This is a genomic window from Thioalkalivibrio sp. ALJT (genome assembly GCF_000381825.1).
Taxonomy (GTDB): Bacteria; Pseudomonadota; Gammaproteobacteria; order Ectothiorhodospirales; family Ectothiorhodospiraceae; genus Thioalkalivibrio.
In genome coordinates, this window is the sequence record NZ_KB907135.1 from 1 (window position 1) to 23,565 (window position 23,565).

General features: G+C 63.5%; 27 protein-coding genes. 3 read left to right on the forward strand and 24 right to left on the reverse strand.

Features of this window, described 5'->3' with window-relative positions; genetic code table 11:
• The 21 genes from G332_RS12990 to ffh all read right to left on the reverse strand — a co-directional run.
• On the reverse strand, positions 1-237 hold a 237-nt coding region (locus G332_RS12990; RefSeq protein WP_019627278.1), incomplete at its 3' end, for a helix-turn-helix domain-containing protein.
• 67 nt (positions 238-304) lie between these two features.
• Entirely contained in the window at positions 305-2,536 is a 2,232-nt protein-coding gene (locus tag G332_RS0112220; RefSeq protein WP_231362897.1) for a TonB-dependent siderophore receptor, read from the reverse strand.
• 255 nt (positions 2,537-2,791) lie between these two features.
• Complete coding sequence (locus G332_RS0112225; protein WP_019627280.1) at positions 2,792-2,998, reverse strand: hemin uptake protein HemP; 207 nt, start codon at positions 2,996-2,998, stop codon at positions 2,792-2,794.
• A gap of 45 nt (positions 2,999-3,043) precedes the next feature.
• Positions 3,044-3,520: a bacterioferritin gene (gene bfr / locus G332_RS0112230; protein ID WP_019627281.1), complete on the reverse strand. Its 477-nt coding sequence runs from the start codon at positions 3,518-3,520 to the stop codon at positions 3,044-3,046.
• A 243-nt stretch (positions 3,521-3,763) separates the two neighbouring features.
• Positions 3,764-4,213 carry a hypothetical protein gene (locus G332_RS0112235; RefSeq protein ID WP_019627282.1) on the reverse strand — a complete coding sequence of 150 codons (450 nt, stop codon included), beginning with the start codon at positions 4,211-4,213 and terminating at the stop codon, positions 3,764-3,766.
• A 20-nt stretch (positions 4,214-4,233) separates the two neighbouring features.
• Entirely contained in the window at positions 4,234-5,094 is an 861-nt protein-coding gene (locus G332_RS0112240; protein WP_019627283.1) for an energy transducer TonB, read from the reverse strand.
• Positions 5,094-5,516 (reverse strand): biopolymer transporter ExbD, encoded by a 423-nt coding sequence (locus G332_RS0112245; protein ID WP_019627284.1) that lies wholly within the window; start codon positions 5,514-5,516, stop codon positions 5,094-5,096. The genes G332_RS0112240 and G332_RS0112245 overlap by 1 nt, the downstream gene beginning before the upstream one ends.
• Positions 5,513-5,911, reverse strand: a complete 399-nt coding sequence (locus G332_RS0112250; RefSeq protein ID WP_019627285.1) for a biopolymer transporter ExbD — start codon at positions 5,909-5,911, stop codon at positions 5,513-5,515. The genes G332_RS0112245 and G332_RS0112250 overlap by 4 nt, the downstream gene beginning before the upstream one ends.
• Positions 5,898-6,647: a MotA/TolQ/ExbB proton channel family protein gene (locus G332_RS0112255; protein WP_019627286.1), complete on the reverse strand. Its 750-nt coding sequence runs from the start codon at positions 6,645-6,647 to the stop codon at positions 5,898-5,900. The genes G332_RS0112250 and G332_RS0112255 overlap by 14 nt, the downstream gene beginning before the upstream one ends.
• A gap of 310 nt (positions 6,648-6,957) precedes the next feature.
• Positions 6,958-7,449 (reverse strand): bacterioferritin-associated ferredoxin, encoded by a 492-nt coding sequence (locus G332_RS13890; RefSeq protein ID WP_369699376.1) that lies wholly within the window; start codon positions 7,447-7,449, stop codon positions 6,958-6,960.
• An 85-nt stretch (positions 7,450-7,534) separates the two neighbouring features.
• Complete coding sequence (locus G332_RS0112265; protein ID WP_019627288.1) at positions 7,535-8,017, reverse strand: peptidylprolyl isomerase; 483 nt, start codon at positions 8,015-8,017, stop codon at positions 7,535-7,537.
• Positions 8,018-8,121: 104 nt separating this feature from the next.
• The gene (gene htpG, locus G332_RS0112270) at positions 8,122-10,032 is read right to left on the reverse strand and encodes a molecular chaperone HtpG (RefSeq protein WP_019627289.1); all 1,911 of its coding nucleotides are present in this window, start codon (positions 10,030-10,032) and stop codon (positions 8,122-8,124) included.
• A gap of 14 nt (positions 10,033-10,046) precedes the next feature.
• Complete coding sequence (locus G332_RS0112275; protein WP_019627290.1) at positions 10,047-10,940, reverse strand: 23S rRNA (adenine(2030)-N(6))-methyltransferase RlmJ; 894 nt, start codon at positions 10,938-10,940, stop codon at positions 10,047-10,049.
• A 371-nt stretch (positions 10,941-11,311) separates the two neighbouring features.
• Positions 11,312-12,004 (reverse strand): sulfur oxidation c-type cytochrome SoxX, encoded by a 693-nt coding sequence (gene soxX, locus G332_RS0112280; protein ID WP_019627291.1) that lies wholly within the window; start codon positions 12,002-12,004, stop codon positions 11,312-11,314.
• A gap of 28 nt (positions 12,005-12,032) precedes the next feature.
• Positions 12,033-12,842, reverse strand: coding sequence for a sulfur oxidation c-type cytochrome SoxA (gene soxA, locus G332_RS0112285; RefSeq protein WP_019627292.1), 810 nt, complete (start codon positions 12,840-12,842; stop codon positions 12,033-12,035).
• A gap of 419 nt (positions 12,843-13,261) precedes the next feature.
• The gene (locus G332_RS0112290; RefSeq protein ID WP_019627293.1) at positions 13,262-13,792 is read right to left on the reverse strand and encodes a methylated-DNA--[protein]-cysteine S-methyltransferase; all 531 of its coding nucleotides are present in this window, start codon (positions 13,790-13,792) and stop codon (positions 13,262-13,264) included.
• Positions 13,793-13,851: 59 nt separating this feature from the next.
• Positions 13,852-14,208: a 50S ribosomal protein L19 gene (gene rplS / locus G332_RS0112295; protein ID WP_019627294.1), complete on the reverse strand. Its 357-nt coding sequence runs from the start codon at positions 14,206-14,208 to the stop codon at positions 13,852-13,854.
• 9 nt (positions 14,209-14,217) lie between these two features.
• Complete coding sequence (gene trmD, locus G332_RS0112300) at positions 14,218-14,985, reverse strand: tRNA (guanosine(37)-N1)-methyltransferase TrmD (RefSeq protein ID WP_019627295.1); 768 nt, start codon at positions 14,983-14,985, stop codon at positions 14,218-14,220.
• 10 nt (positions 14,986-14,995) lie between these two features.
• Complete coding sequence (gene rimM / locus G332_RS0112305; RefSeq protein ID WP_019627296.1) at positions 14,996-15,505, reverse strand: ribosome maturation factor RimM; 510 nt, start codon at positions 15,503-15,505, stop codon at positions 14,996-14,998.
• A 37-nt stretch (positions 15,506-15,542) separates the two neighbouring features.
• Positions 15,543-15,806 carry a 30S ribosomal protein S16 gene (rpsP, locus tag G332_RS0112310; protein WP_019627297.1) on the reverse strand — a complete coding sequence of 88 codons (264 nt, stop codon included), beginning with the start codon at positions 15,804-15,806 and terminating at the stop codon, positions 15,543-15,545.
• 102 nt (positions 15,807-15,908) lie between these two features.
• Positions 15,909-17,297: a signal recognition particle protein gene (gene ffh / locus G332_RS0112315; RefSeq protein ID WP_019627298.1), complete on the reverse strand. Its 1,389-nt coding sequence runs from the start codon at positions 17,295-17,297 to the stop codon at positions 15,909-15,911.
• 183 nt (positions 17,298-17,480) lie between these two features.
• Between ffh and G332_RS0112320 the strand changes: the two genes are divergently transcribed.
• The 3 genes from G332_RS0112320 (at position 17,481) to radA (ending at position 21,016) form a co-directional block, all read left to right on the forward strand.
• Positions 17,481-18,281 carry an inner membrane protein YpjD gene (locus G332_RS0112320; protein WP_019627299.1) on the forward strand — a complete coding sequence of 267 codons (801 nt, stop codon included), beginning with the start codon at positions 17,481-17,483 and terminating at the stop codon, positions 18,279-18,281.
• A 102-nt stretch (positions 18,282-18,383) separates the two neighbouring features.
• On the forward strand, positions 18,384-19,670 hold the full coding sequence (locus G332_RS0112325) for an HlyC/CorC family transporter (RefSeq protein ID WP_019627300.1): 1,287 nt from the start codon (positions 18,384-18,386) through the stop codon (positions 19,668-19,670).
• Positions 19,670-21,016: a DNA repair protein RadA gene (gene radA / locus G332_RS0112330; protein WP_019627301.1), complete on the forward strand. Its 1,347-nt coding sequence runs from the start codon at positions 19,670-19,672 to the stop codon at positions 21,014-21,016. Before G332_RS0112325 ends, radA begins: the two co-directional genes overlap by 1 nt.
• A gap of 568 nt (positions 21,017-21,584) precedes the next feature.
• On the opposite strand, the gene G332_RS13560 is transcribed toward radA, so the two are convergent.
• The 3 genes from G332_RS13560 to G332_RS13570 all read right to left on the reverse strand — a co-directional run bounded on the left by G332_RS13560 (position 21,585) and on the right by G332_RS13570 (position 22,714).
• Complete coding sequence (locus G332_RS13560) at positions 21,585-22,025, reverse strand: hypothetical protein (RefSeq protein ID WP_156000859.1); 441 nt, start codon at positions 22,023-22,025, stop codon at positions 21,585-21,587.
• Positions 22,026-22,114: 89 nt separating this feature from the next.
• Positions 22,115-22,294 carry a hypothetical protein gene (locus tag G332_RS13565; RefSeq protein ID WP_156000862.1) on the reverse strand — a complete coding sequence of 60 codons (180 nt, stop codon included), beginning with the start codon at positions 22,292-22,294 and terminating at the stop codon, positions 22,115-22,117.
• A 48-nt stretch (positions 22,295-22,342) separates the two neighbouring features.
• Positions 22,343-22,714, reverse strand: coding sequence for a hypothetical protein (locus tag G332_RS13570; protein WP_156000865.1), 372 nt, complete (start codon positions 22,712-22,714; stop codon positions 22,343-22,345).
• Between the last annotated feature and the right edge of the window lie 851 nt (positions 22,715-23,565).

The following is a 23,565-nucleotide window of genomic DNA, read 5'->3' on the forward strand; positions in this document are numbered from 1 at the left end:
CAGCCCGGCAAGCCGATAACGCTCAAAACGCCTTCGCCATTTGGAAACCGTTTGCACCGACACCTGGTGCCGGGCCGCGATGTCTCGCCCGGAAAGGCCCTCGGAACTGTCCAGAATCAGCTCCGCGCGTTGCTTTTCGGCCGCTGGCGTTTTGCGGCGCCGCACCCACTGCTGCAACTCGGCACGCTCAGCATCCGACAGGTCCAGCTTGATCGGTTTGCGACCACGTTGAGCCATAACGCCCCCTCTCAAATGGAGATCAACCCATGGCCTATATTGTATAACGCACTAATGTTAAATCACACTAGAAGTCGTAGCGGAAGGTCGCGATGGCCTGGCGGCCGGCGCCGGGGATCCCCTGTGCACCACCCTCGGCCAGCTGCGAGATGTAGTCCTCGTCGGTCAGGTTGTACACGTTCATGCGGATCTGGGCGTTGTTGGTGATGCGATAGGACGCCGAGGCATTAAAGACGGTGTACGAATCGATCTCGACCTGGCGCCTGCGCGACCCCGGCTCGTTGGGCACATTGTTGACCTGACCGGAGACGTACTCCATCCCCCCACCAACGGTCCAGCGGGGCGTAATGTCATAGGTCGTGTAGAGCGCCAGCGAGTTCTTCGGCGTGCCGCCCAGACGTTCGCCCACTTCCCAGGGCTTGTTGGAATTCAGCACCTTGGCTTCGCCCAGGTACGTATAGCTGCCGTACAGATTCCATTCCGGCGTGATCCGGCCCACCGCATTGAGCTCGAACCCGCGGATCCGCTGCCGGCCTTCCAGAACATCCAGCAGATCCCCTCCGCCCTGGGCCGGAGTGCGGGCGTTGGTCTTTTCGGTCTGGAACACCGCCGCATTCACATTCAGGCCGTCCAGCACCTGCCACTTGGTCCCGACCTCGAACGCACGGGTCTCTTCGGGATCGGTGTCGAAGGCATCGAGATCGACGATGTCCTCGCCGCGCGGCTGACCGGTGCCACCCCCCGCCAGCTGGACCAGACCACGATCGAAGGTCCCGGTCACGTCGAACGAGTTGCCATAGGAGGCGTAGATCGAGCCCTCTGGGACCGGCTTGTAGACCACCCCGAGGTTGTAGCTCCATTCGCGATCCGTCCGCGAGATCGGGCCAATCGGGTCATCCCAGCCGTAGTCGGTGGCCGTGGACTTTACGTGGTCGTAACGCAATCCACCGTGCAGGTCCCATTGCGGCGAAAGCGCAATAGTGTTGAGCGCATACACCGCCGCCTGCTCGGACTCCAGACGATGGCGCGTGCCGTCGTACGGCACCTCCGGACGCGTCCGCAAACTCGGGTTGTACAGATCTGTGCGCGGCCCGTTCACGTCCGGGCGGCGTCGGTTCTCGATATCGACGTAACCAAACTCGGTCCCCAGCACCAGATCATGTGTCAGCGGGCCCGTATCGAAATTCAGCAGCAGGTCCGACTGCACGAAGATGGATTCATCCCTTTGGTCACGGGGTTTCAAATCGCCCTGAACCTCAGCCGCGTCCCAGTCCCCACTGCCCCAGGCATCCTCCGGGATCTTGATACGCGGAGAGGACGTAACGGAATCGTTGGAGACCCGGCTGTAGCGGACATGGTTACGCCAGCTGACCTGGTCGCTGAAGATGTGATCGACCACGAGCCCCACCTGATCGACATCGATCTTCTGGTAGTCGTCGGTGTGGCCATAGTAGTTGGAGAAGTCCAGGGCGGGGGGCAGCTTGCCAGTGTAGTAGCCGTCACCCGCGCGCTGGCCGCCCGGCGTCCGCGAATTGTTGTTCTCCGTCAGCTCGGATGTATCACCCGTAAAGCCTTCGCGATCCAGCGGAATCCCCTGGTCCGGGGTGTTGTTCTGTCGCGTGTGCAGATAGTTGACCTCCACCATCGTGTCGCTCTGGAAGCCCCAGGTGTAGGCACCGAAGAACCCGTGGCGGCGCTGATCCACGACGTCTCGGCCCGGCACGTCCTGGGAGTGCGTCATCAGGTTGATGCGAAAGGCGCTGTTGTCGTCGATGACCTTGTTGAAATCGCCGGTGGAACGGAAGTAGGAATCCGTGCCCACCGAGGTTTCGATGCGATTTCGGTCCTCCAGCATCGGCTTCTTGGTGACGAAGTTAATCGTCCCACCTGCGGAGCCGCGCCCGGAGAAGGCCGAGTTCGGCCCCTTGATGACCTCGATCTGGTCGACATAGAACGGATCGCGGAAGTAGTTGCCCAGATCCCGGAACCCGTCGACGTTGATGTCGTCACGTGCATTGAAACCACGGATCTTCAACTGGTCGCCACCCGGCGGGTTCCCTTCCCCGGCCTGCAGACTGATCCCGGACACATTGCGCATGGCGTCACGCAGTTCGGTCACGTTCTGTTCTTCCAGCAGATCGCTGGAGAGGATCGTGATGATCCGGGGGGTGTCCTGCAGATCCCGGCTGTATTTCGGGCTGCTCATCCGCTCGCCACGAAAATCGATCAGCACCGGGTCCAGTTCCGCAGCGCCGGTCTCTTCCGGGTCATCGGCATGGGCAACGGATGCGCCCGCCATGCCCAGTATCGCCAGCACAATCGCACGTCTTTGCCATGGCCCCGTACTGCTTGCGTGCCCTTGAGAAACCGTGCCATTGCATGTCCCAGTATTTTTGCCAGCCATTTCTTTCTCCCTTCAATGTGCACGACAAACACACCGCCACGACCGGTGAGATGCCGTAGTTCGATTGACAACAAAATGGCTGGCTGAGGGAGCAGGTCCCCTGGCTGGCGGGTGCCGTGAAGATACGCACGGCCTCTGTGATATTTGGTGTTACTTGGTCAGGATCAGCTTCTTGCTGGCCGTCACCCGCAAGGTGTAACACTGCCCTTCATGGCGGATAAACAGGCGATCGGCATCGTGAAGCAGTTCGCTCGAAGCGACCTCGCGGGGCATGCGGGCTGGACCATCATGCCCGTCGGGGCGCTCCGGAAAGGTCGCGGTAGATGCCGGGGTACGCCCGCCTTCGCTGGAATTCATACTGGCCTCCCCGACCGCCCCGAGGGGCGGTCGCACTCGAAACAACTACGCCGCGGAACCTGCCTGGCTTTGCTCGTAGTTCTGCAGACCAATGCGATCGATGAGCTGCAGTTGGGTCTCCAGCCAGTCGATGTGGCTCTCCTCGCTGTCCAGAATCTTCTGCAACAGATCCCGGGTCACGAAATCGCGCACCTGCTCGCAGTGAGCGATCGCCTCGCGATAGACAGGGGTGCCCGTGTGTTCAAGCGCCAGGTCCGCTTCCAGGATCTCGCGGGTGTTCTCGCCAATGTTCAGCGTGCCCAGGTCCTGCAAGTTGGGCAGCCCTTCGAGAAACAGGATGCGGTTGATCAGCTCGTCCGCGTGTTTCATTTCGTCGATGGATTCTTCGTATTCGGCCGCGGCCAGCTTCTCCAGCCCCCAATCCTTGAACATGCGGGAATGGAGGAAATACTGGTTGATCGCGGTCAACTCGCCCTTGAGGGCCTGGTTGAGGTAGCGGATTACATCTTTGTCGCCTTGCATCAGAACGCTCCTGAATAAGTTCTTTGAACACTTCGGCAAACCAGCCGACCGGTGTCAGACCCTGGAAACAACCGTTCACGGGCCTGAACGTACAATTCCACCAGACCCGAGCGAGGCGCAAGAACGCCCTCAAAGCGGAAGAACAATATCGCAAATACGAACGATTTGCAACATCATTACGTTACGAGGCGTCATCGAATGCAGGCGGGCGGTTCTGCCCACGCACAACGCGCCCCGATCGGTTCAACGAATCAAGGGCACATCCGCCAGACTCTCGACCTGCACGCGATCGGCACAGCCCCCGATCGTTCCCTCTGGCCCCTCGCAGGCGGCGACGTCATTGACCAGGATGCGCCCGACGCGATCGCAGGCCGTGTCCGTCATACGAAAGGCCCGCACCGCGGTACTTCCCGCCCGTAACGGGGCCATCTCGACCACCGTACGCCGATGGATAATGCCGTCCCTGTCGAACACCACCAGATCCAGCTGGAACGACTCCACGGCCTCGTCCAGACCGTTCTCCAGCACCAGATGTGCGCGACAGTCGTCGCCGTCGGCCTCGAGCTTGTTCAGTTGGACGCCGATCGCGCCGGGATCGCCGGGGGCGGAGTCATCCGCAACGACCGCGCCTGGCAGCAGCAGTATCAGAAGTAGCACCATCACGGCGCCGAGAGCCTTATCCCGCATATGCATGAGACCTCCCAAATACATCATTAACGGACAGAAAATGTGACCGGCACTACGAGTTCGAATTCGTCACGGCCGATCGCACTCGGGGCCGGGAACGGATCTGCCCGCTCGACCATGTCCTCGACCGCGCGGTCGAGAATGCGGCTTCCAGAACTGTCTTCGATCCGATACTCGATCACGTTCCCGTCGCGGTCCAGATGCAGCCAGACGGAGGCCGTCCCCTCCAGTCGACGCCGCTGAGCCTGCCGCGGGTAACTCTTGTGGCGCTCTATCCACGCCTGCAGTTCGGCCAGGTAGCCCGGATCCACGCCGGGCGTACCGCCACCCGCCGCATCGGAGGGGCTGTCTCCGGCCTCGGCATCGGCTGCACCCCGTTCGTCAGCCGGCATCTCGGCATCGGCGCTGTCGCCGGGCTCGGCCGCCCTGTCCACCTCGTCCACTGGGTCAACTTCGGACTCGGCCGGCTCCGGCTCCGGCTCCGGCTCCGGCTCCGGCTCGGGTTCGGGTTCGGGTTCGGGTTCGGGTTCGGGTTCGGGTTCGACGAACTCGGCCTCTTCCACCGGCTGGCGTTCCGGCTCCACAGATTCGGCGGCCTCCACTTCCGTGGGTTCAGGCTCCACGGGCTCAGCTTGCATCGCCTCGACCGGCTCGGGTTCCACGACCTCGGCCGGTTCAGGCGCCACGGCATCCACGGGCTCCGCCCGTTCGGCCGGTACCGGCCGCGGCGCACCACCCGCCGCCGCCATGGAGATTTCCAGCCCGCCCACGCCCGCCTGCTCGGCGCCAACCGGCGGCTCGCGCAGCAGCAAGGCCGCCGCCACCAGCAGATGCAGCGCGACCGCCAGTACCAGGGCAACGATCCAGTGTCGAAACGTCGGCTGCATCAGGCTTCCGGCACGGTCAACAGGTCAATGCGTTCAATCCCCGCCTCACGCAAGCGCTCGAGTATCCCGACGACCTCCACCGCTTCCGCCCGTCCGTCCGACTTCACGCGGACCCGGGCCTCATCGCCATGTCGCTCGACATGTCCACGCACCAGCGGCGCCAGGTCATCCAGCTCGATTTCATCCTGATTGACCGCCAGCCGGCCCCCGGTTCCGATGATCACCATGAACTCGTCCGGACCGGGCTGACCATCCACGGCCGACTCCACCGGTTCAACCTCAAACGGATCGATCGCACTCAACTGCCCGGCCACCATAAAAAAGATCAGCAACAAGAAGACGATGTTGATCAGCGGCAGGATGCTCTCGTCGTCGTTACGCGGACGATGCGCAACCTGAAAGTGACGGCGTTGCCCGATCATGGCTGCGCCTGCCGAATCACCGAAAGATTGTGCGCCACGACATCGGCCAGGCCTTCCAGCACCTGCACCGTGTCCTGCATGCTGACGCCCGGGGCCGGCATGACCAGCACCCGCGTGTCCGCCTCATCACGCAGGCGCGTACCGATCCGGTTGCGCAGGTCGCCCTCTGTCATCATCTCTCCCGCCATCCGCAGTCCGTCCGGTCGGATCTCGACCAGCATGGCGCCCTCCATCGACCCGGCCCCACCCGCCTCGGCCGGCGCCTCCAGTTGCACGGCACGCCACTCGAGAAAACTCGAGGCCAGCATAAAGAACACAAGCAGGATGAAGACGACGTCAATCAGCGGCGTCAGGCTGATCAGATTGCGCCGGCGTGGGCGGCTAGTGTCCAGCATCGGCCGTTCGAGGCAGCGCGCCGCCAGGACCGTTCGTTGCGTCCGCTCCGGGATGCATGGGCCTGGCCGGCTTCCTGGAGGCCAGGGGAACCGCCGCATACTGCCCCCCCGTAAACAGGCGAGTCACGGCATCGTCCATGCGATGGGCCGCCCGCTCCACCCGCGTCTCCAGCCAGTTGAGTGCCGCGACCACCGGGATCGCGACCGCCAGCCCGACCGCGGTCGTCAGCAGGGCCTCCCAGATGCCTCCGGACAAGACCGCCGGGTCCACTTGACTGCCGGCCTCTTCCATCGCCCGGAAGGCACGGATCATCCCCATCACGGTGCCCAGCAGCCCCAGCAGGGGAGCCAGTGCGCCGATCACCTCCAGCGGCCGCAGGCCCTGGCGCAAGGACTGGATCGTCGCATTTCCATAACGCACGACCTCTTCGCGAACGATGGATTCCGACGCGCCGGCCTGCAAACCGCGGATACCACGAGCCACCGCGCACGCGGCCGGATTCGGACTCGCCTCGGCACACTGGATCGCACCCTGGACATCCCCTTGATGGAAGCGCTCGAGTGCCTCGTCCGCTGCGCGCACATCGGTGACCCGCATGCGCCAAAGCTGCCACAGCTTGACCAGCACAAAGGCCAGCGCGACCACCGAGGCCCCCAGCAGGATCAGGACAACGGGGCCACCCGCATCCAGAAACCCCGCCAGACGCTCCGACGGAATCCATTGATCAAAATTCATCGTTCAACTCCGAACATTTCGAAAGCAGACGCCGCGGCCGGCACTGCGGCAGCACCGCATCCCATGGTCCTTGGTGACCCTGGGAACCCCTGACGAAGGCAGGCACGCGCGCTGCCCCCGATATTCCGCGACCGGGCCCGGCACGCAGCGGGTCATGGTTCTACCCGCAACGCAGTGCGCCCGCAAAAACGACTCGAGTGCGAGCGTGGACGTAAGTCAGTCCGTGCTTCCTGGTCCGCACACGGGAACGCAGCGGAAACGGCTCAACCGCACAGCCACGATACAGCCCTGGAAGATAGAAAACCGTGTCTTACAGAGCCACGGTGGGTTCGGACCAGACGACGGGCGCAGACTGCCCGGTTGCCGCGCGTTTACCGGAGACCGCATGCGCGTTCGCGGTCTGCGCCCCAACGCTGGCTTTCAGCAGACAATGCGCTCGACGTGCACACTTGCCGCACTCGGAGCTCACACCCAGCCGATCGCGAAGGTCCCGCATACGCAGGGCGCCATCACTGGAATCCACCAAATTCCGGATATCGCGTTCACGCACCGATTTGCAGATACAGACGATCATCGCCTTCCTCGACCACCTTTGCACTGAAACCCGACAATACTGGTAGTGAGAATGGTTTGCAACACCATTACCAATACGGCGGGTTATAGGCGCAACGGCAGATACCGGTACTACCGGGAGCGAGCCTGTCGGATTCGCAACCGATTGGCTGCGCGCGGGCCGGAGAATGGCCACGTTCGCGACGATCGCCCAAACCCGACAGGCTCCCAAGAAGAATGATGTGCCCATCACCAAAAAGCCCCGCAAAAGCGGGGCCCTGGAATATCGGGATCAGACCGAACCGCGCACTGTCGTGCGCGCTCCGGCAACCGATTCAGTGCTGCTGGCCGCCCACCCCGTGGGCGTGACCATGATCCAGCTCTTCGGCAGAGGCCTCGCGCACCTCGACGATCTCGACGTCGAAGTTCAGGGTCTCGCCAGCCAGCGGGTGGTTGCCGTCGACCGTGGCGGTATCGCCCTCGACCTTGGTCACCGTGACCGTCAGCGGGCCATTCTCCGTCTGGGCCTGGAACTGCATACCCGGCTCGACCGATTCCACGCCCTGGAAGGCCTCCATCGGGATCTCCTGGACCATGGCATCGATTTTCTCGCCATAGCCCTCTTCCGGGGAAACCCTGGCCTGGACCTTGTCACCAGCGGCCTTGCCTTCCAGCTCTTTCTCCAGCCCCGGGACGATCTGGCCGTTCCCGTGCAGGTAGGCCAGCGGCTCGCGGCCTTCGGAGCTGTCGATCTTCTCGCCAGCGTCGTTGGTCAGGGTGTAGTGAATGGCCACAACGGCATTCTGCGCGACTTGCATGGGCTCTGCCCTCTTGATACGTGAACGCGTCAGGGTAACGCGGAACGGGCGCCTGCGTCAGGTCACCCGCCACACACATGGTTTCCGGCGGGTGACCGGCCCGCTCAGGCGGCCTGTTGCAGCAACAGCCGGTTCAATCGGGCAACAAAGCCGGCCGGGTCCTCCAGTTGCCCGCCTTCCGCCAGCAGCGACTGGTCGAACAGCAACGAGGCCAGATCCCCGAAGTCATCCCCTTCGGCGGCGCGCAGCCGCTCGACCAGCGGGTGCTGCGGGTTGATCTCGAGTACCGGCTTGCCGGAGAAGGTCTCCTGCCCGGCCTGCTTCAGCAGCTCCTGCAGGTACAGCGCCATTTCGTGCTCGCCGAGCACGATGCAGGCCGGCGAATCGACCAGGCGCTTCGAGGCGCGCACGGATTCGACGCGCTCGCCCAGCGCGGCCTGGATGCGTTCCGGCAGATCGCCCAGGTCCTGATCGGCTTTCGTGCCGGCCTCCGCGGCATCCTCTTTCTCGGCACCCTCGCCAATAATCTTGTCCAGATCGAGATCACCCTTGGCCACATTCCTGATCGGCTTGCCGTCGAACTCGCGCAGGTGCGACAGCAGCCACTCGTCGACCCGGTCGGACAGCAGCAGCACCTCGATCCCGTGTTTGCGGAAGATCTCCAGGTGCGGGCTGTTACGTGCCGCGCTGGCGCTATCCGCAGTGATTACGTAGATCGCATCCTGGCCGTCCTTCATCCGGCCCATGTAGTCGGCCAGCGAGACGTTCTGGCTGTCGTCGTCGTGCTGTGTACTGGCGAAACGCAGCAGGCCCGCGATCTGCTCGCGGTTCGCGTAGTCTTCGCCGGGGCCCTCCTTCAGTACGCGCCCGAAGTTCTGCCAGATCTCGGCGTATTTCTCCGGCTCGTTCTTCGCGGTGCTCTCCAGCAGTCCAAGGATCTTCTTCACCGAGCCGGAACGGATAGAGTCCACCAGGCGGTTGTCCTGCAGGATCTCGCGCGAGACGTTCAGGGGCAGATCGGCCGAGTCCACCACCCCGCGCACAAAGCGCAGATAATTCGGCAGCAATTTCTCGGCATCGTCCATGATGAACACGCGCTTCACGTAGAGCTTGACGCCATGGCGCGCGTCGCGGTCCCACAGATCGAACGGGGCCCGCTTCGGGATATAGAACAGCGTGGTGTACTCCTGGCGCCCCTCCACATGGTTATGCGTCCAGACAGCCGGGTCCTCGAAGTCGTGGGCAACGTGCTTGTAGAACTCGCGGTATTCATCGTCGCTGATCTCGCTCTTCGACCGCGTCCACAACGCGCTGGCTCGGTTGACGGTTTCCCACTCGTCGGTCGGGTTGTCGTCGTCGGCCTTGCGCATGCGGATCGGAAACGCCACGTGATCGGAATAGCGGCTGATGATGTGACGCAGACGGAAGGACTCGAGGAATTCGTCGGCGTCCTCCTTCAGCGTCAGCGTGATTTCGGTACCGGCCTCGGGGCGCTCGCAGTCTCCCAGGGTGTATTCGCCATCGCCGCGCGATTCCCAGCGCGTACCGGCATCCTCGGGCGTCCCCGCGCGACGCGTCTCCAGGCGGACATGGTCGGCCACGATGAACGATGAATAAAACCCGACACCGAACTGGCCAATCAGCTGCGAGTCCTTCTTCTGGTCACCGGTCAGCTTCTCGAGGAAGGCCTTCGTGCCGGAACGCGCAATGGTGCCGATGTGCTCGACGACCTCATCGCGCGACATGCCGATGCCGTTGTCGCGCACGGTGACGGTGCGGGCCTCCCGGTCGACCTCCACCGCGATCGCCAGCTCCGCCGGCTGCGGGATCGCGTCGGGCCGGGCCAGCGCCTCGAAACGCAGCTTGTCGCAGGCGTCGGCACCGTTGGAGATCAGTTCGCGCAGGAAGATCTCGCGGTTTGAATAAAGCGAGTGGATCATCAGCTGCAGTAGCTGGCTGACCTCGGTCTCGAAGCGGCGGGTCTCGGTGTTCGGGTCGGTCTGGGTCTCGCTCATGTCCGGCTCGTCCTTCAATTGGTTTCGACAGGCCGCAACGTGGGGTCACCCGCCCCGTTTTCAAGGGCCGTTGCCTGATAGAGACCACCTTGCTGATCCGGATCCAGCAGCCGCCATGCCGGCAACAGACACTCGGGCAAGCGCTCTTCGAACTGCCACGGTGGCCGTAGCACCAGCATGCCGGAGCCTGCCAGCCCCAGATGGCGGTCCGGCTCGCGTACGAGGCGCAGTTCACTCAACAGCCAGGGGTCGTCCAGTTCCGCTCGAATCTGCTCGCGCATGGCGTGATCCGGCCGCCCCGCCAGTACCGGATACCAGACCAGGATCGTGCCCGTGTTCCAGCGCTGCCGGATGCTGGCCACCATCTCGGCCACTTCACGGTATTCCGCCTTGCGCTCGTAGGACGGGTCCAGCAGGGCCAACCCGCGCCGGGGCGTCGGCGGAAACAGGGCGCGCGCGGCCTCGCGGGCGTCACGCCGGTGCACGTGACAGCGGGCATCCCCCGCGAGGCCGGTCCGCAGGCGCGCATGTGCCTCCGGATGCAGCTCGCAGGCAATCAGGCGGTCACGTTCGCGCAGCCGCGCGCGGACCAGCAGCGGGGAACCGGGGTAAAGCGTCAGGCGTGGGGCATGCGGCTGGAACCCGCGCAATGTCTCCATGAATGCCCGCAGGCACGCAGGCGGGTCCGACATGTCTGCAGACCACAGCCGCCTGATGCCGGCGACCGCCTCGCCAGTCTTGTGCGCGCGGGCACCGGCAAGATCATACCCCCCGGCGCCAGCATGCAGGTCGAGGACCGCGAACGGTTTGTCGCGCCCACGCATCGCCTCCAGCACCTGCCAGAGCACCAGATGCTTGTGGACATCGGCAAAGTTGCCGGCGTGATAGTCGTGTTGATAGCTGAGCATGCGTTCCTCTGCGCAAACACCGATCAATGTACCCACTTTGGCACGCAAACTGCCCAAGTGTACGCGCGAGGTTCTGTGTACGCCCACGGTTCGCTGCCTGCTCGCACCGGTGTGCTACGCCGTGCCCGCCACGCGGTACAAGTGCTCGGATTTATGCTCAAAGGGGGGGGGATGGAACCTCGCTTTCAGTGCAGCGCGATACCAGGGGCTGTCGAATTTGGGACGGATCTGCTGCGCGCGGGCGGAAGAGCGGCCCCGCGCTCGCGGCGATCGCCCAAACCCGACCCGTTCCCGGAGGAACACGGGTCAACGAGACCCGCAGGCACAAAAAAAGGGCAGCCTTTTCAGGCTGCCCTCCGCTCGAACGCGGTTTACTGATTGTTAACCGGCGACTCCGGATCCAGCAGGTACGCCATGATGTGGCTGATCTGCTCATCAGTCAGGAGCTGATGACGGTCGGAATTGAAGCGCGGCATCTCCGTGCACGGGAAATACTGGTGAGGATTCGAAATGATCTCGTGCACATAGTTCAGGATGGCTTCGCTGGTGCCACGGGTGGCGCCGTAATTCTCCAGGCTCGGACCAACGGTACCCTGCACCGAAACCCGCGAATCGAACACATGGCAGTTGTAGCAGTTGCCACCCGGCTCACGCTGGCCATGGTCATCCGTGTTGTGCCCCTGACGGTATCCGAAGCCGGAATCCGCCAGCACAGCACCCTTGCGCCAGTCACCCAGCTGCACACCGCCCTCCGGACGCTCGTAGCTGGCACGCGCCAGGGCCACGACACGACCGGCGGTTTCACCGTCCGGACTGCCTTCCATGGAGCAGGCCTTCTGGATGTCGTCCTGGGTCATGCGGTCACGCCAACCGCCGCCTTCCTGCATCTCCTGATCGCGGAAGCTGTCGGTTTCGAAAATGAGATATTCGGCCAGTTCTTCGGCGCTCATCGCAGTGATGTCGACATCGGCATCTTTGCTCCCGTCGGCAACGGCGAAGCCGGCGGCGAGCGACAGGGATGCGAACGCGACCATGCCGGCCGCAACAGCATTCTTTTTAAACATACTTGGTGTCTCCTATTGCGTCCGTAGATTACCGCTTCAGGTCAGGCAGGATGGCCGGTTCGCCACGCGCCGCATCGTTCCAGAACGAGATCAGCGCGGTGTTGACCGGGGTGTCCGGCTTGATACCGGCGTGACGCATCTGCCACACACAACCGCGGATACGGTGGTTCTGGCTACGCACGTTGTCATGACCGGCACGATGAGCCGGCCAGGAGACAGCCTTGGTCCATTCCTGGCCATCGCGCATCTCGGGCAGGACGGAGGCGCGGATCTGTTTGCCGGAGTCGCCATGGCAGCTGGCGCAATTGAAGTCCATCGCACCACCGCGACGGAAGAAGAGGACCTCACCGGCGTCACGCATGGCCTGTTCTTTCGGGTGATCCAGCGGCGGATTCCACGCCATGCCGGAGGACTGATGCGCGATGTAGGTTGTAAGCTTCATGATGTCGGAGCCGTTCCCGTGACGCTGAGCCACGGCGGCGTCATCGCTGCTGAAGCCCTGCAGCTCTTTCATGCAGTGCACCAGTCGCATTTCGAAGTCCATCACCTTGCCGGTGTCCTCGAAATAGCGCGGCAATTCGACATAGGCACCGTCCAACTCGCCCGGACCCTTGCCGAAATCGCAGCCTTCCAGGGAGACATTGTTCGGGCCACGCTCGGCATAGAACAGATCTTCCCCTTCCTCGACCAGCCACAGGGCGGGATTATCCGGCATCATCATGATGTTCATTTCACTCTGATGCAGGTACTTCGAATCGGGATTGTTCTGCAGCAGGTTCTGCAGCACATCATTGGGGTCCTGCCACTCGCCGGCCTGAGCCGCAGCCCCAACAGCCATTGCTACGGGCAACGCAAGCAATGCTTTCTTGAACATGGAAACCTCCATCACACGAGTTTTTTTTCAGTGCGGTCCGGGACTTCTCGGGCCCGGGCCTGGATAGCAGAGTGCTGAACCCGGCTGAACGCTGTCAACGAAAAAAACCTATATTAGACTTTCCTAAAAGTCTGTTTTTCAAAGGTTCTTGGCTATCAGCACCGTCTGGAAGACGCGGCATGACCGCGCTCTATTCCCAGTTCGAGTGGAGTTTTTTCCGAGCAACTGCCTTCCGGCGGGCAGGACCGTACACACCACGGAACCGGCTACAACCGCCAAGGGCCTGGTGAGGGGCTGCCAGCAGGGAAGCAGCGGACGCACAGTCGCGACAGGAGGGATCAATCCGGAAGGAATTCACAGGGGCGGCCGCCCCTGCCGGGCCGTCACCGGCCCGCGAGTACGCCCTCGCGGGCCAGCAACAAGCGCTTGACCCGGGCCAGCTCCCCGACCTGGTCACCGGCGTAGCCACCCACATCGCAGGAGGTACGGAAGCGGGCGGATACCACCCGGTGACAGGGAATGAACAGGGGCCAGGGGTTCGCACGACAGGCCTGCCCCACCGCGCGCGGGGCCGAACCGACCTCCGCAGCGATCTGGGCGTACGTCCGCACCTCGCCCACCGGGATCGCCGCGAGCGCCGCCCAGACACGACGGGCGTGGGCGCTCCCGGGCGGCACCGCCGAGGTGGGCCGCCAGGCCGTGGCATCGCGGGCGTAGACGGCAGGATTAAAGGCAGGGGGCTGCAGATCGGCGCCAGGAATATCCGCCAGGGGACGCAACTCACCGGGCGCTTGCGGGTCCTGCCACTCACAGGCCAGCAGCTCGCCGCGAGCGGATTCCAGCCACACAAAAGCCAGCGCCACCCCCGGCAGGAGGCAGCGCTGGCTTTTGTGTGGCGTCGAAGCCGCCGACATCCGTGGCGTAGCGCCAGCAAGGCGGGACGCGGCCGACCGCCGCGCCCCGCCCGACCGCATTACTTTGCGGCCTTGATGTCTTCCTTGATACGGGCGGCCTTGCCGGTACGATCGCGCAGGTAGTACAGCTTGGCGCGACGCACCTTGCCGCGGCGCTTCACCTTGATTTCGGCAATCTGCGGGCTATGGGTCTGGAAAGTCCGTTCCACCCCATTGCCGTAAGAGACCTTGCGCAGGGTGAAGGCCGAGTTGAGGCCACGGTTGCGCACCGCAATCACAGCGCCCTCAAAGGCCTGCAGGCGCTCGCGGTCGCCCTCGCGCACCTTCACCTGCACTACCACGGTATCGCCGGGGCCGAAGTCGGGCACATCCGACTTCATCTGCTCGGCTTCCAGTTCCTGAATGACCTTGTTCATTGCTCGACCTCAATCATCGCTTTCGGTGTGCGGGCCGCCCTTATGGCCACCCACACGGTATTCGTCCAACAGGGCCGCATCCTCGGCCCCGAGCTCCATCCGGGCCAGAAGGTCCGGCCGCCGGCTCCAGGTCCTGCCCAGCGCCTCGCGCCGCCGCCAGCGCCGGATAGCGCCGTGGTCACCCCCGAGCAGCACCGGCGGTACTGTCCGCCCGGCGACAGTCTCCGGGCGGGTGTAGTGCGGGCAATCCAGCAGCCCGGCACTGAAGGAATCCTGTTCGGCGGAGTCCGCATGTCCCAGGACCCCCGGGAGCAGACGGGCGCAGCCATCGACGACCGCCATGGCCGCGAGCTCGCCGCCCGAGAGGACGAAGTCGCCGAGCGACCATTCCTCATCGACCCGCGCCTCGATGAAGCGTTCGTCGATGCCCTCGTACCGACCGCAGACCAGCGCTACCCGGGGGCGCACCGCCAGCTCGCGCAGCATCACCTGCCGGATCGGCCGCCCCTGCGGGGTCAGCGCGATCACATGCAGGGGGCCATCGGCGTCGGCCCGTGCCGCCGCCAGCGCGGAGGCCAGCGGCGCGTACTGCATCACCATGCCGGGACCACCGCCATAGGGCCGGTCATCCACCGCCTGGTGGAATCCTGCACCCCAGGTACGCGGATTCCAGTATTTCAGCTCCAGTCTGCCGCGCTGCACGGCGCGGCCGGTCACGCCGGATTCGCCAACCGCCGCGACCAGCTCGGGAAACAGCGAGATGACGTCGAAACGCATCCTCGCGGCTTCAGAATTCCGGATCCCAGTCGACCCGCACCCGGCGAGCCTCGAGGTCCACGTCCAGCACGTACTGGTTGCGCACCCAGGGGATCAAACGCTCCCGGTCACCGCGCACTACCAGCACGTCGTTGGCGCCCGTCTCGATAAAACCTGAGATGGTCCCCAGCGGTGTCCCGTTAACGTTCTCCACGGCCATGCCCAGGAGATCGGCCCAGTAATAGGCACCCTCCTCGGCCGGCGGCAGCCAGTCACGCTCGATGGCCAGCTCCGCACCGATCAGACCGTAGGCCGCGTCCCGGTCCGCCGCCTCGCGGAATTTCATCACCACGCCGGCGCCGTGGGCGCGGCCACCTTCGACATCGACCAGACGCCAATCTCCGCCAAACTGCATCCACAACTGCGGAAACTCGGCGATAGCAGCGCGCGGGTCGGTCTCGGAAAACACCCGGACCCAGCCCTTGACCCCATAGACCCCGGAAACACGCCCGACGCGGATACGCTCACCCGCCTCGTTCATGACCGCAGCCAAGGCTCGATCCGTCCGCAGAACGGCCTCAGGCCGCTGCGGACTGCTGCTGCTTGCGGTAGCCCTTGACCAGATGGTCCACGCGTTCCGACATGCTGGCGCCGTGGCCCAGCCAGTAGTCCACGCGTTCCAGGTCGATGCGCAGCGGCTCTTCCTGGCCGCGGGCAACCGGGTTGTAGAAACCAATCTGTTCCTTGTAACCGCTGTCCCGACGCTTGCGCGAATCGGTGACCACGAGCGAGTAGAACGGGCGCTTTTTGGCGCCGCGGCGAAGCAGGCGAATCGTAACCATATGTTCTGTTGAACCCCGTTTGAGTCCGTTTTCTCGAGAAAACGCGCGATTATAACGAATCCGGCCGCCAGCACAAGGTGCGAACGGCCGATGCAGCGGTGGCTAGCGGAACGGCATGCCCCCTCCGGGGCCACCCATTCCACCCATACCGCCCATTTTCCCACCGAGGGCGCGCACCATCTTCGACGCGCCCCCCTTGGAGAATTTCTTCATCGTCTTGCTCATCTGCGCGTGCTGCTTGAGCAGGCGGTTCACGTCCTGAATCCGGGTACCGGAACCCGCCGCGATGCGGCGCTTGCGCGAACCCTTGATGATGTCCGGGTGGCGGCGCTCGTGCTCGGTCATCGACGAGATCACCGCCATCATGCGACCAATCTCCTTGTCGTTAGCCTGATTCTTCACCGCGTCCTGCAACTTGCCACCCCCGGGCAGCTTTTCCAGCATCGAACCGATCCCGCCCATCTTCTGCATCTGGCCGAGCTGCTCGCGCAGATCGTTCAGATCAAAGCCGCGGCCCTTCTTCAGCTTGCGAGTGAGCTTGGCGGCCTTGTCCTGATCGACCTGGCGGCTGGCCTCCTCGACCAGGGACAGGACATCGCCCTTGCCGAGGATGCGCGAGGCGATACGTTCGGGGTGGAACGGTTCGAGCGCATCCGGGCGTTCGCCCATACCAATGAACTTGATCGGAACGCCGGTGATCTGGCGTACCGACAACGCGGCGCCGCCACGGGCATCGCCGTCGGCCTTGGTCAGTACCACGCCCGTCAGCGGCAGGGCCTCACCAAAGGCGCGAGCGGTGTTCGCCGCGTCCTGGCCGGTCATGGAATCCACCACGAACAGGGTCTCGATCGGGTCGATCGCCTGATGCAGGGCCTGTACCTCGGACATCATGTCTTCGTCGACATGCAGACGGCCGGCGGTATCCACCAGCAGCACCTCGGTGCCGTCGCGGCGCGCCTGTTCCACTGCTGCGCTCGCGATCGACTCGGGCTTCTGGCTGGTGTCGCTGGGATAGAACGTGACACCAACCTGCCCGGCGAGCGTCTCCAGCTGCTGGATCGCCGCCGGCCGGTAGACGTCGCAGCTGACCACGGCAACCTTCTTCTTCTCGCGCTCGCGCAACAGGCGGGCGAGCTTGCCGATACTGGTGGTCTTGCCCGCACCCTGCAGACCAGCCACCAGCACCACGGCCGGCGGCTGCACGGCAAGGTTCAGCGCGGCGTTTTCGCCCCCCATCGTCGCGATAAGCTCGTCGTGGACGACCTTGATCAGGGCCTGCCCCGGGGTCAGGCTGCCGATGACCTCCTTGCCCAGGGCCTTTTCCTTGACGTCCTTGACGAACTCGCGCACCACCGGCAGGGCCACGTCGGCCTCCAGCAAGGCCATGCGCACCTCGCGCAGCGCTTCCTGAATATTGTCCTCGGTGAGCCGCGCCTGACCTTTCAGGCGCTTCATGGTCCCCTGGAGGCGGCTGGAAAGGCCGTCGAACATGATCTGTCCCCGTAATCGCTGCGAGGCCCCGCAACCGCGAGGCGTAAATGCACAGTATAGCGAGCCGCCCTGCCCCGCTGCACGGCGCCCCCGCCTCGGGCCGGGTTGCACCCCGTCGCCCGTCAAATCGGGCGCAACCGGGCCATGTGCATTCAGGCCCGCGAGCGGGGATAATCACCACCCATGACCTCCGCCGCTGGATTGCTCGCCGTCGCCCTGTATCTCGCCTCGACGGGATACTTGCTTATTGCCTCCCGTTCGCAGCCCCTGGCCGCCGGCCGGCCACGCATCCCGCTGCTGCTGTGGCTGGCCGGCCTGCTGGCGCACCTCGGGGCCCTGATTCCGCTCGTCGTGACCGAGGCAGGGCTGAATCTGTGCCTGGGCAACGCGCTGTCGGCCTCGATGTGGCTGGTCGCAGGCCTGCTGTGGCTGACGGCGCTGCGCCATCCGCTGGCCATACTCGGCGTGGTGATCCTGCCCCTGACCGCGCTGGCCACGCTGACCGCCGTGCTGTGCGACGGCGACACGCACTACGCGACCTCGGCCGGGATCGATCTGCACATCCTGTTCTCCGCGCTGGGCTGGGCCTTTCTCGCGCTCTCCACGGCCCAGGCCGCGGTCATGACCGCTCAGCACCGCGCGCTGCACAACCACCACACGGCCGGGATCGTGCGCTACCTGCCGCCGCTGTTCTCGATGGAGATCTGGCTGTTCCGCATGATCTTCATCGGCTGGCTGTTCCTCGGCCTCAGCCTGCTCTCCGGGCTTGTCTTCGTGGATGACCTGTTCGCCCAGCATCTGGTGCACAAGACGATCCTGTCGCTACTGGCCTGGCTGATCTTCTCGATCCTGCTGCTCGGGCGCTGGCGCTTTGGCTGGCGTGGTACCCGCGCCCTGGCATGGACCACGGGCGGCTTTGTCGCCCTGGTCCTGGCGTATTTCGGCTCCAAGCTGGTTCTGGAGATCATCCTCGGGCGTGTGTAAGCGAGGCCGCCGGGCGCTTGACAGGCCGGCGGCGCTTGCCTGAAATGTTTCTCCACCAGGCAGCCCCGCCAGCCCGCCCACATCTGACCGCAGGTCATCCCGTTGCAAGAGATCCCGCTGTCCGTCCTGTTCGGCGCCCTGCTCGTGCTGTTCCTGCTGTCGGCGTTCTTCTCCGGGTCGGAAACGGCATTGATGGCGCTGAACCGCTATCGCATGCGTCACCGCGCCCAGACCGGGCATCGCGGCGCCGCGATTGCCGCCCGCCTGCTGGAACGCCCCGACCGCCTGATCGGGCTGATCCTGCTCGGCAACAACTTCGTCAACATCCTGATCGCACAGATCGCCACCTTTATCGGCTGGCGTCTGTTCGGCGATACCGGCGTGGCCATCGCCACCGGGGTACTGACGCTGACCCTGCTGATCTTCGCCGAGACCGCCCCCAAGACGCTCGCCGCATTGCACAGCGAGCGCGTCGCCTATCCCGCTGCCTGGGTCTACTCCGGGCTGCTGAAGGTGCTCTGGCCCGTGGTCTGGATGATCAATGTCCTCGCCAACGGCGTGCTGCGCCTGTTCGGGGTGCACATGAAGCCCGGCCAGCGCTCGGCCCTGAATACCGACGAGCTGCGCAGTGTGGTCTCCGAGGCCGGCGCCCTGATCCCGGCCAACCATCAGCGCATGCTACTGAACCTCCTGGATCTGGAACGCACCACGGTCGAGGACATCATGATCCCGCGCAACGAGATCGTAGTGCTGGACTTGAACGAACCCTGGAACGAGGTCCTCGAGCAACTGGTGCACGGCAGCTTCACCCGCCTGCCAGTGGTCGAGGGCGAACTGGACCGCATCGTCGGCTTCCTGCACCGGCGCGACGTAATCCCGCTGATCGAGCGCGACGAGTTCGCCGCTGAAGACCTGCGCCAGATCTTGAGCCCGCCCTACTTCATCCCCGAGGGCACCGCACTGAACCGCCAGCTGATCAACTTCCAGCAGCAGAAGAAGCGGATCGGCCTGGTGGTGGATGAATACGGCGATATCGAAGGCCTGATCACGCTGGAAGACCTGCTGGAGGAGATCGTCGGCGAATTCACCACCGACTCCCCGACCATGAGCGACGACGTACTGCGCCAGGAGGATGGCTCGGCGATGGTCGATGGCGGCATCCACCTGCGCGAACTGAACCGTTCACTGGGCCTGGGACTCCCGGTGGATGGCCCCAAGACCCTGAGCGGCCTGATCGTTGAACACCTCGAAAGCATCCCGGAGGCAGCAGCCAGCGTGCGCATCAACGGCGTGGTGATGGACATCGTACAGATCAAGAACAACACCATCCGCACCGTGCGCGTGGTCGCCCCGGACCTGCCCGCCACGCCCGACCACAAGGAAGCCTGATGGCGAAGGCAAAGACCCAGTACGTCTGCCGGGATTGCGGCGCGGTCAGCCCCAAATGGGCTGGCCAGTGCGGCGACTGCGGCGCCTGGAACACCCTCGAGGAGGCCACACCCGCCGCCAGCGCCGGCCCGCGCGGCGGCTACGCCGGCGAGGCCGCCGGCATCACCCGGCTGGGCGAGGTCGAGGTGGCCGAGGTCCCGCGTACCAGCACCGGGCTATCGGAACTGGACCGCGCCCTGGGCGGCGGACTGGTGCACGGATCCGTCGTCCTTCTGGGGGGCGACCCCGGTATCGGCAAGTCCACATTGCTCCTGCAGACCCTGGCCATGCTGCCGGTCGGCGACACGCTCTACGTGACCGGCGAGGAATCCGCCCAGCAGATCGGCATGCGGGCCCGACGCCTCGGCCTGGAGGTCGATGGCCTGCGCCTGTTGACCGAGACCCAGGTGGAGAACGTGATCGCCACCTGCGAGCGCGAACGCCCGCGCGTGCTGGTGATCGACTCCATCCAGACCCTCTACACCGCCGCGCTGCAATCCGCGCCCGGCTCGGTCGGGCAAGTACGCGAGAGCGCGGCGGCCCTGGTGCGCCTGGCCAAGCAGCGCGGCATCACCGTGATCCTGGTGGGGCACGTGACCAAGGACGGCCAGCTCGCTGGCCCGCGCGTGCTGGAACACATGGTGGACACGGTGCTGTATTTCGAGGGCGACCCGGACGGGCGCTACCGCATGCTGCGCGCGGTGAAGAACCGCTTCGGCGCCGTCAACGAACTGGGCGTGTTCGCCATGCTGGAGAACGGCCTGAAGGCCGTATCCAACCCATCCGCGATCTTCCTCTCGCGCCACCAGGGCCCGGTGCCCGGCAGCGTAGTCATGGTCACTCGTGAGGGCACGCGGCCGCTGCTGGTCGAAGTTCAGGCCCTGGTCGCCGAGAGCCATGCCCCGCAGCCGCGGCGTATCACCGTCGGGCTGGAGCAGAACCGCCTGACCATGCTGCTCGCCGTGCTTCACCGGCACGGGGGCGTAGCCCTGTTCGACCAGGATGTCTTCATCAATGTGGTCGGCGGCGTGCGCGTCACCGAGACGGCCGCCGACCTACCGATGCTCGCGGCCGCACTGTCGAGCTTTCGCGACCGGCCGCTGCCGCAGGAGATGCTCGCCTTTGGCGAGGTCGGGCTGGCCGGCGAGATCCGGCCGGTCCCCAACGGCGAGGAACGCCTGCGCGAGGCGGCCAAGCATGGCTACACCCGGGCGATCGCGCCGGCGGCCAATGCGCCGCGCAAGCCCATCAAGGGCATGGAGGTGGTCGCGGTCTCCCGCCTCTCGGAAGTCCTCGACGCCCTTTAGCGGCCAGCCCCCCTTCCCGGCTGCTCCTGGCCCGTCGGTCGCGCCCGAACTTCAGCAGAAACTCCTGCTTATGGCACCCGTGCGTGATACGCCAGACATGGCCCGGCAAGTGGTGGCGATTCGCCCGTGGCATGGCTTCCCTCCCTGGAAGACCCATTTCCTGGCCAAAATGGCCGCGATAAGCGCAAATGACACCCTCTATAGACCATTTTCCTCGGATCGTTCAGAGGCTTACCGTGGTCCGACCCCGTTCTTGTCTCCCCGTTCTTGTTCCCCGAGGTCGAAAACAGGATCCACCCGAACCCCAAATGCCCCTGCGGCTGAGGGCCGCGTAAGTGGGACAGCAGTGGTGCTTCCCCCACCGGTACTCCGCTCTCATGCAGGGGAAGCAGGTAGTCAGGCCTTGCGATCCGCCGAAGTGTTGCACGAGGAACTGTCTCGCCAAGTCGGCATATTCCGCTTTCCAGTGAAAACGCATGGGCGAACCTCGAAGAAACCTAACGCCAAAGCTCAGCCGACGGCTGCTCGCGCAGCGAGTAGCCGGTCGGCTGGAGCGCTTGGTTGGGCGTCATTCTGGATTTACCATACGCTGCCGGGCCTGGGCTGACGCCACACGCTCTCTATGCTCGTCCGAAAGCGGTGCAACGATTACTTCGATTCCAAAGTGCTTAACCGCAGCAGCAACCCAAGACTGTCCTGTAACGTAGGCAGCTGCTTCTTCCGATGCGAAGCAAAGAATTCGACGCCAGTCGGGGCCGGCTTGCTGCCCAATCAGTGCCAATTTGAGAACATCGCCTTTGATCTTGTGAAGCTGCGCGCCCTTTACCGGACCAACCCGGGCATAAACCTCAACGATGATCTTTTTCACCGGATCGATCGCATCCGGTTGTACTCGAGAAGAAATGGGTAGCCGTGCGGCCGGATCGAAGGTGGCACTCAACTCTGCTTCGAGTGACAGGAGAATGTACGTTTCTGCGTCTCTCTGCTCGGTTGAGTCAGATTTGTGCATAGCAGACTCCATGTAACGCCCAACGCCCGGCACACGCGCCGATTTGGAGCCGCAAAACGGCGGAAAATCGGTCGCCGTGATGCCGCTTGTTATGAATTCTCCACGCCGAGCATCTTTTTAAAATCTGTGATTGCTTGAGAAAGATTCTCGACAATTGATTCCGCTGCTTCAATTTCTCTCTTTGACGGCCTGTAATCAGGAGTTTCAGCCATTGATGCACCCCAGTGATTTTCATTACATTCAAATATAACGCCTCTAATATTATCCAAAACTGACTCTGGAAGGGCATAGCTATATTTTTTTAGAAAAGCATCTAGTTAGTCTATAAGGCCTGACATTCCAAATACAATTTCTTCACTGGCCTTATATGAATCATATTCTCTGCTAGGCCAAGCGGTAGGAGTAAGTCCATGATTTATTATTGATAGCTCAGTTAGTGCTTCGGGCTGATAACCGTAGACCTTTTCCTTCTTACGCACCTCGAATTCTATATCAACTTTTTCAAGCTCGGCTTTATTCCTTTGCTCTTCGCTTCTTAAGTTAGCCCAATTAGAGATTACTCCACCCATGATTGCCAAAAAACCCGAAACCAAAGCGATAATAGCTGGGCTTTCGTACCACGCTTTATCAGCAGTAAATGCTGAAATAGCGGAGATCAGTTCACTTTGTAAGTTTATATCCAGTTCCAATGAAGCCTCCTTGATTCATAACAGTAGATTAGACAGAATCTGTCATATTAGTGATATACAGAATCTGTATATCACCTGATCCTCGCGGCACCGCCCCTTTCTCTGGTGGCTTCTGCTCCGACAGTTTAGCCATGATGGAATCATGGCTAAACACGGAGAGGGAACTCATGGCGACAGAAAGCCGTGCCGGAAGGGGATGCGGTTTGGCGGAGAGGCACCGGAACGTGCCTGTTTTCATGGAGTTAACCGACAGGTGGGCCACCGATAAGCTGTCCGGGCGGAACGGTTTATCACTTCGCTACCAGGGCGTTGCCTGGCGGACCCTGGGGCGGGGGGCATTGCTCAGCACCGGATTAGCGCGAGGCAGAAATCGTCGGTACAGGGTTGGCAATTCGGGTGGGGCCGGAGATGCTATAGGGAATCTGTATAACGTCGTGAACCCAGAATGGATAGCACGTCCGGCTCGGAGTTCTGGCGAGGTTTGGCACGCGCGCGTCGGACGGGAACCTGAACCCGCCGCGGTCCGGATCGACCGGGCCTGCACCAAAAAAAGGCGCCCGGAGGCGCCTTTTTCATTGCTGCGTGCGGGAGTCCGCCCTGTCTGTCAACCTGAAGCCATACAACCCTTTCATGGGTTAATGTAGATTTCAGGGCGACGACAGCAGGAGCAGACCGATGCCCAAGGCACCGAGTGAGTTACCCGAGGCCCAGGTGAGTCCGGACCCCAAGCAGGAGCGGCGGACACGCCGCAACTTCAGCACCGAGTACAAGTTACAGATCATCGCCGAGGCCGACCAGTGCCGGCGAGGTGAGATCGGTGAGATGCTTCGGCGTGAGGGCCTGTACAGCAG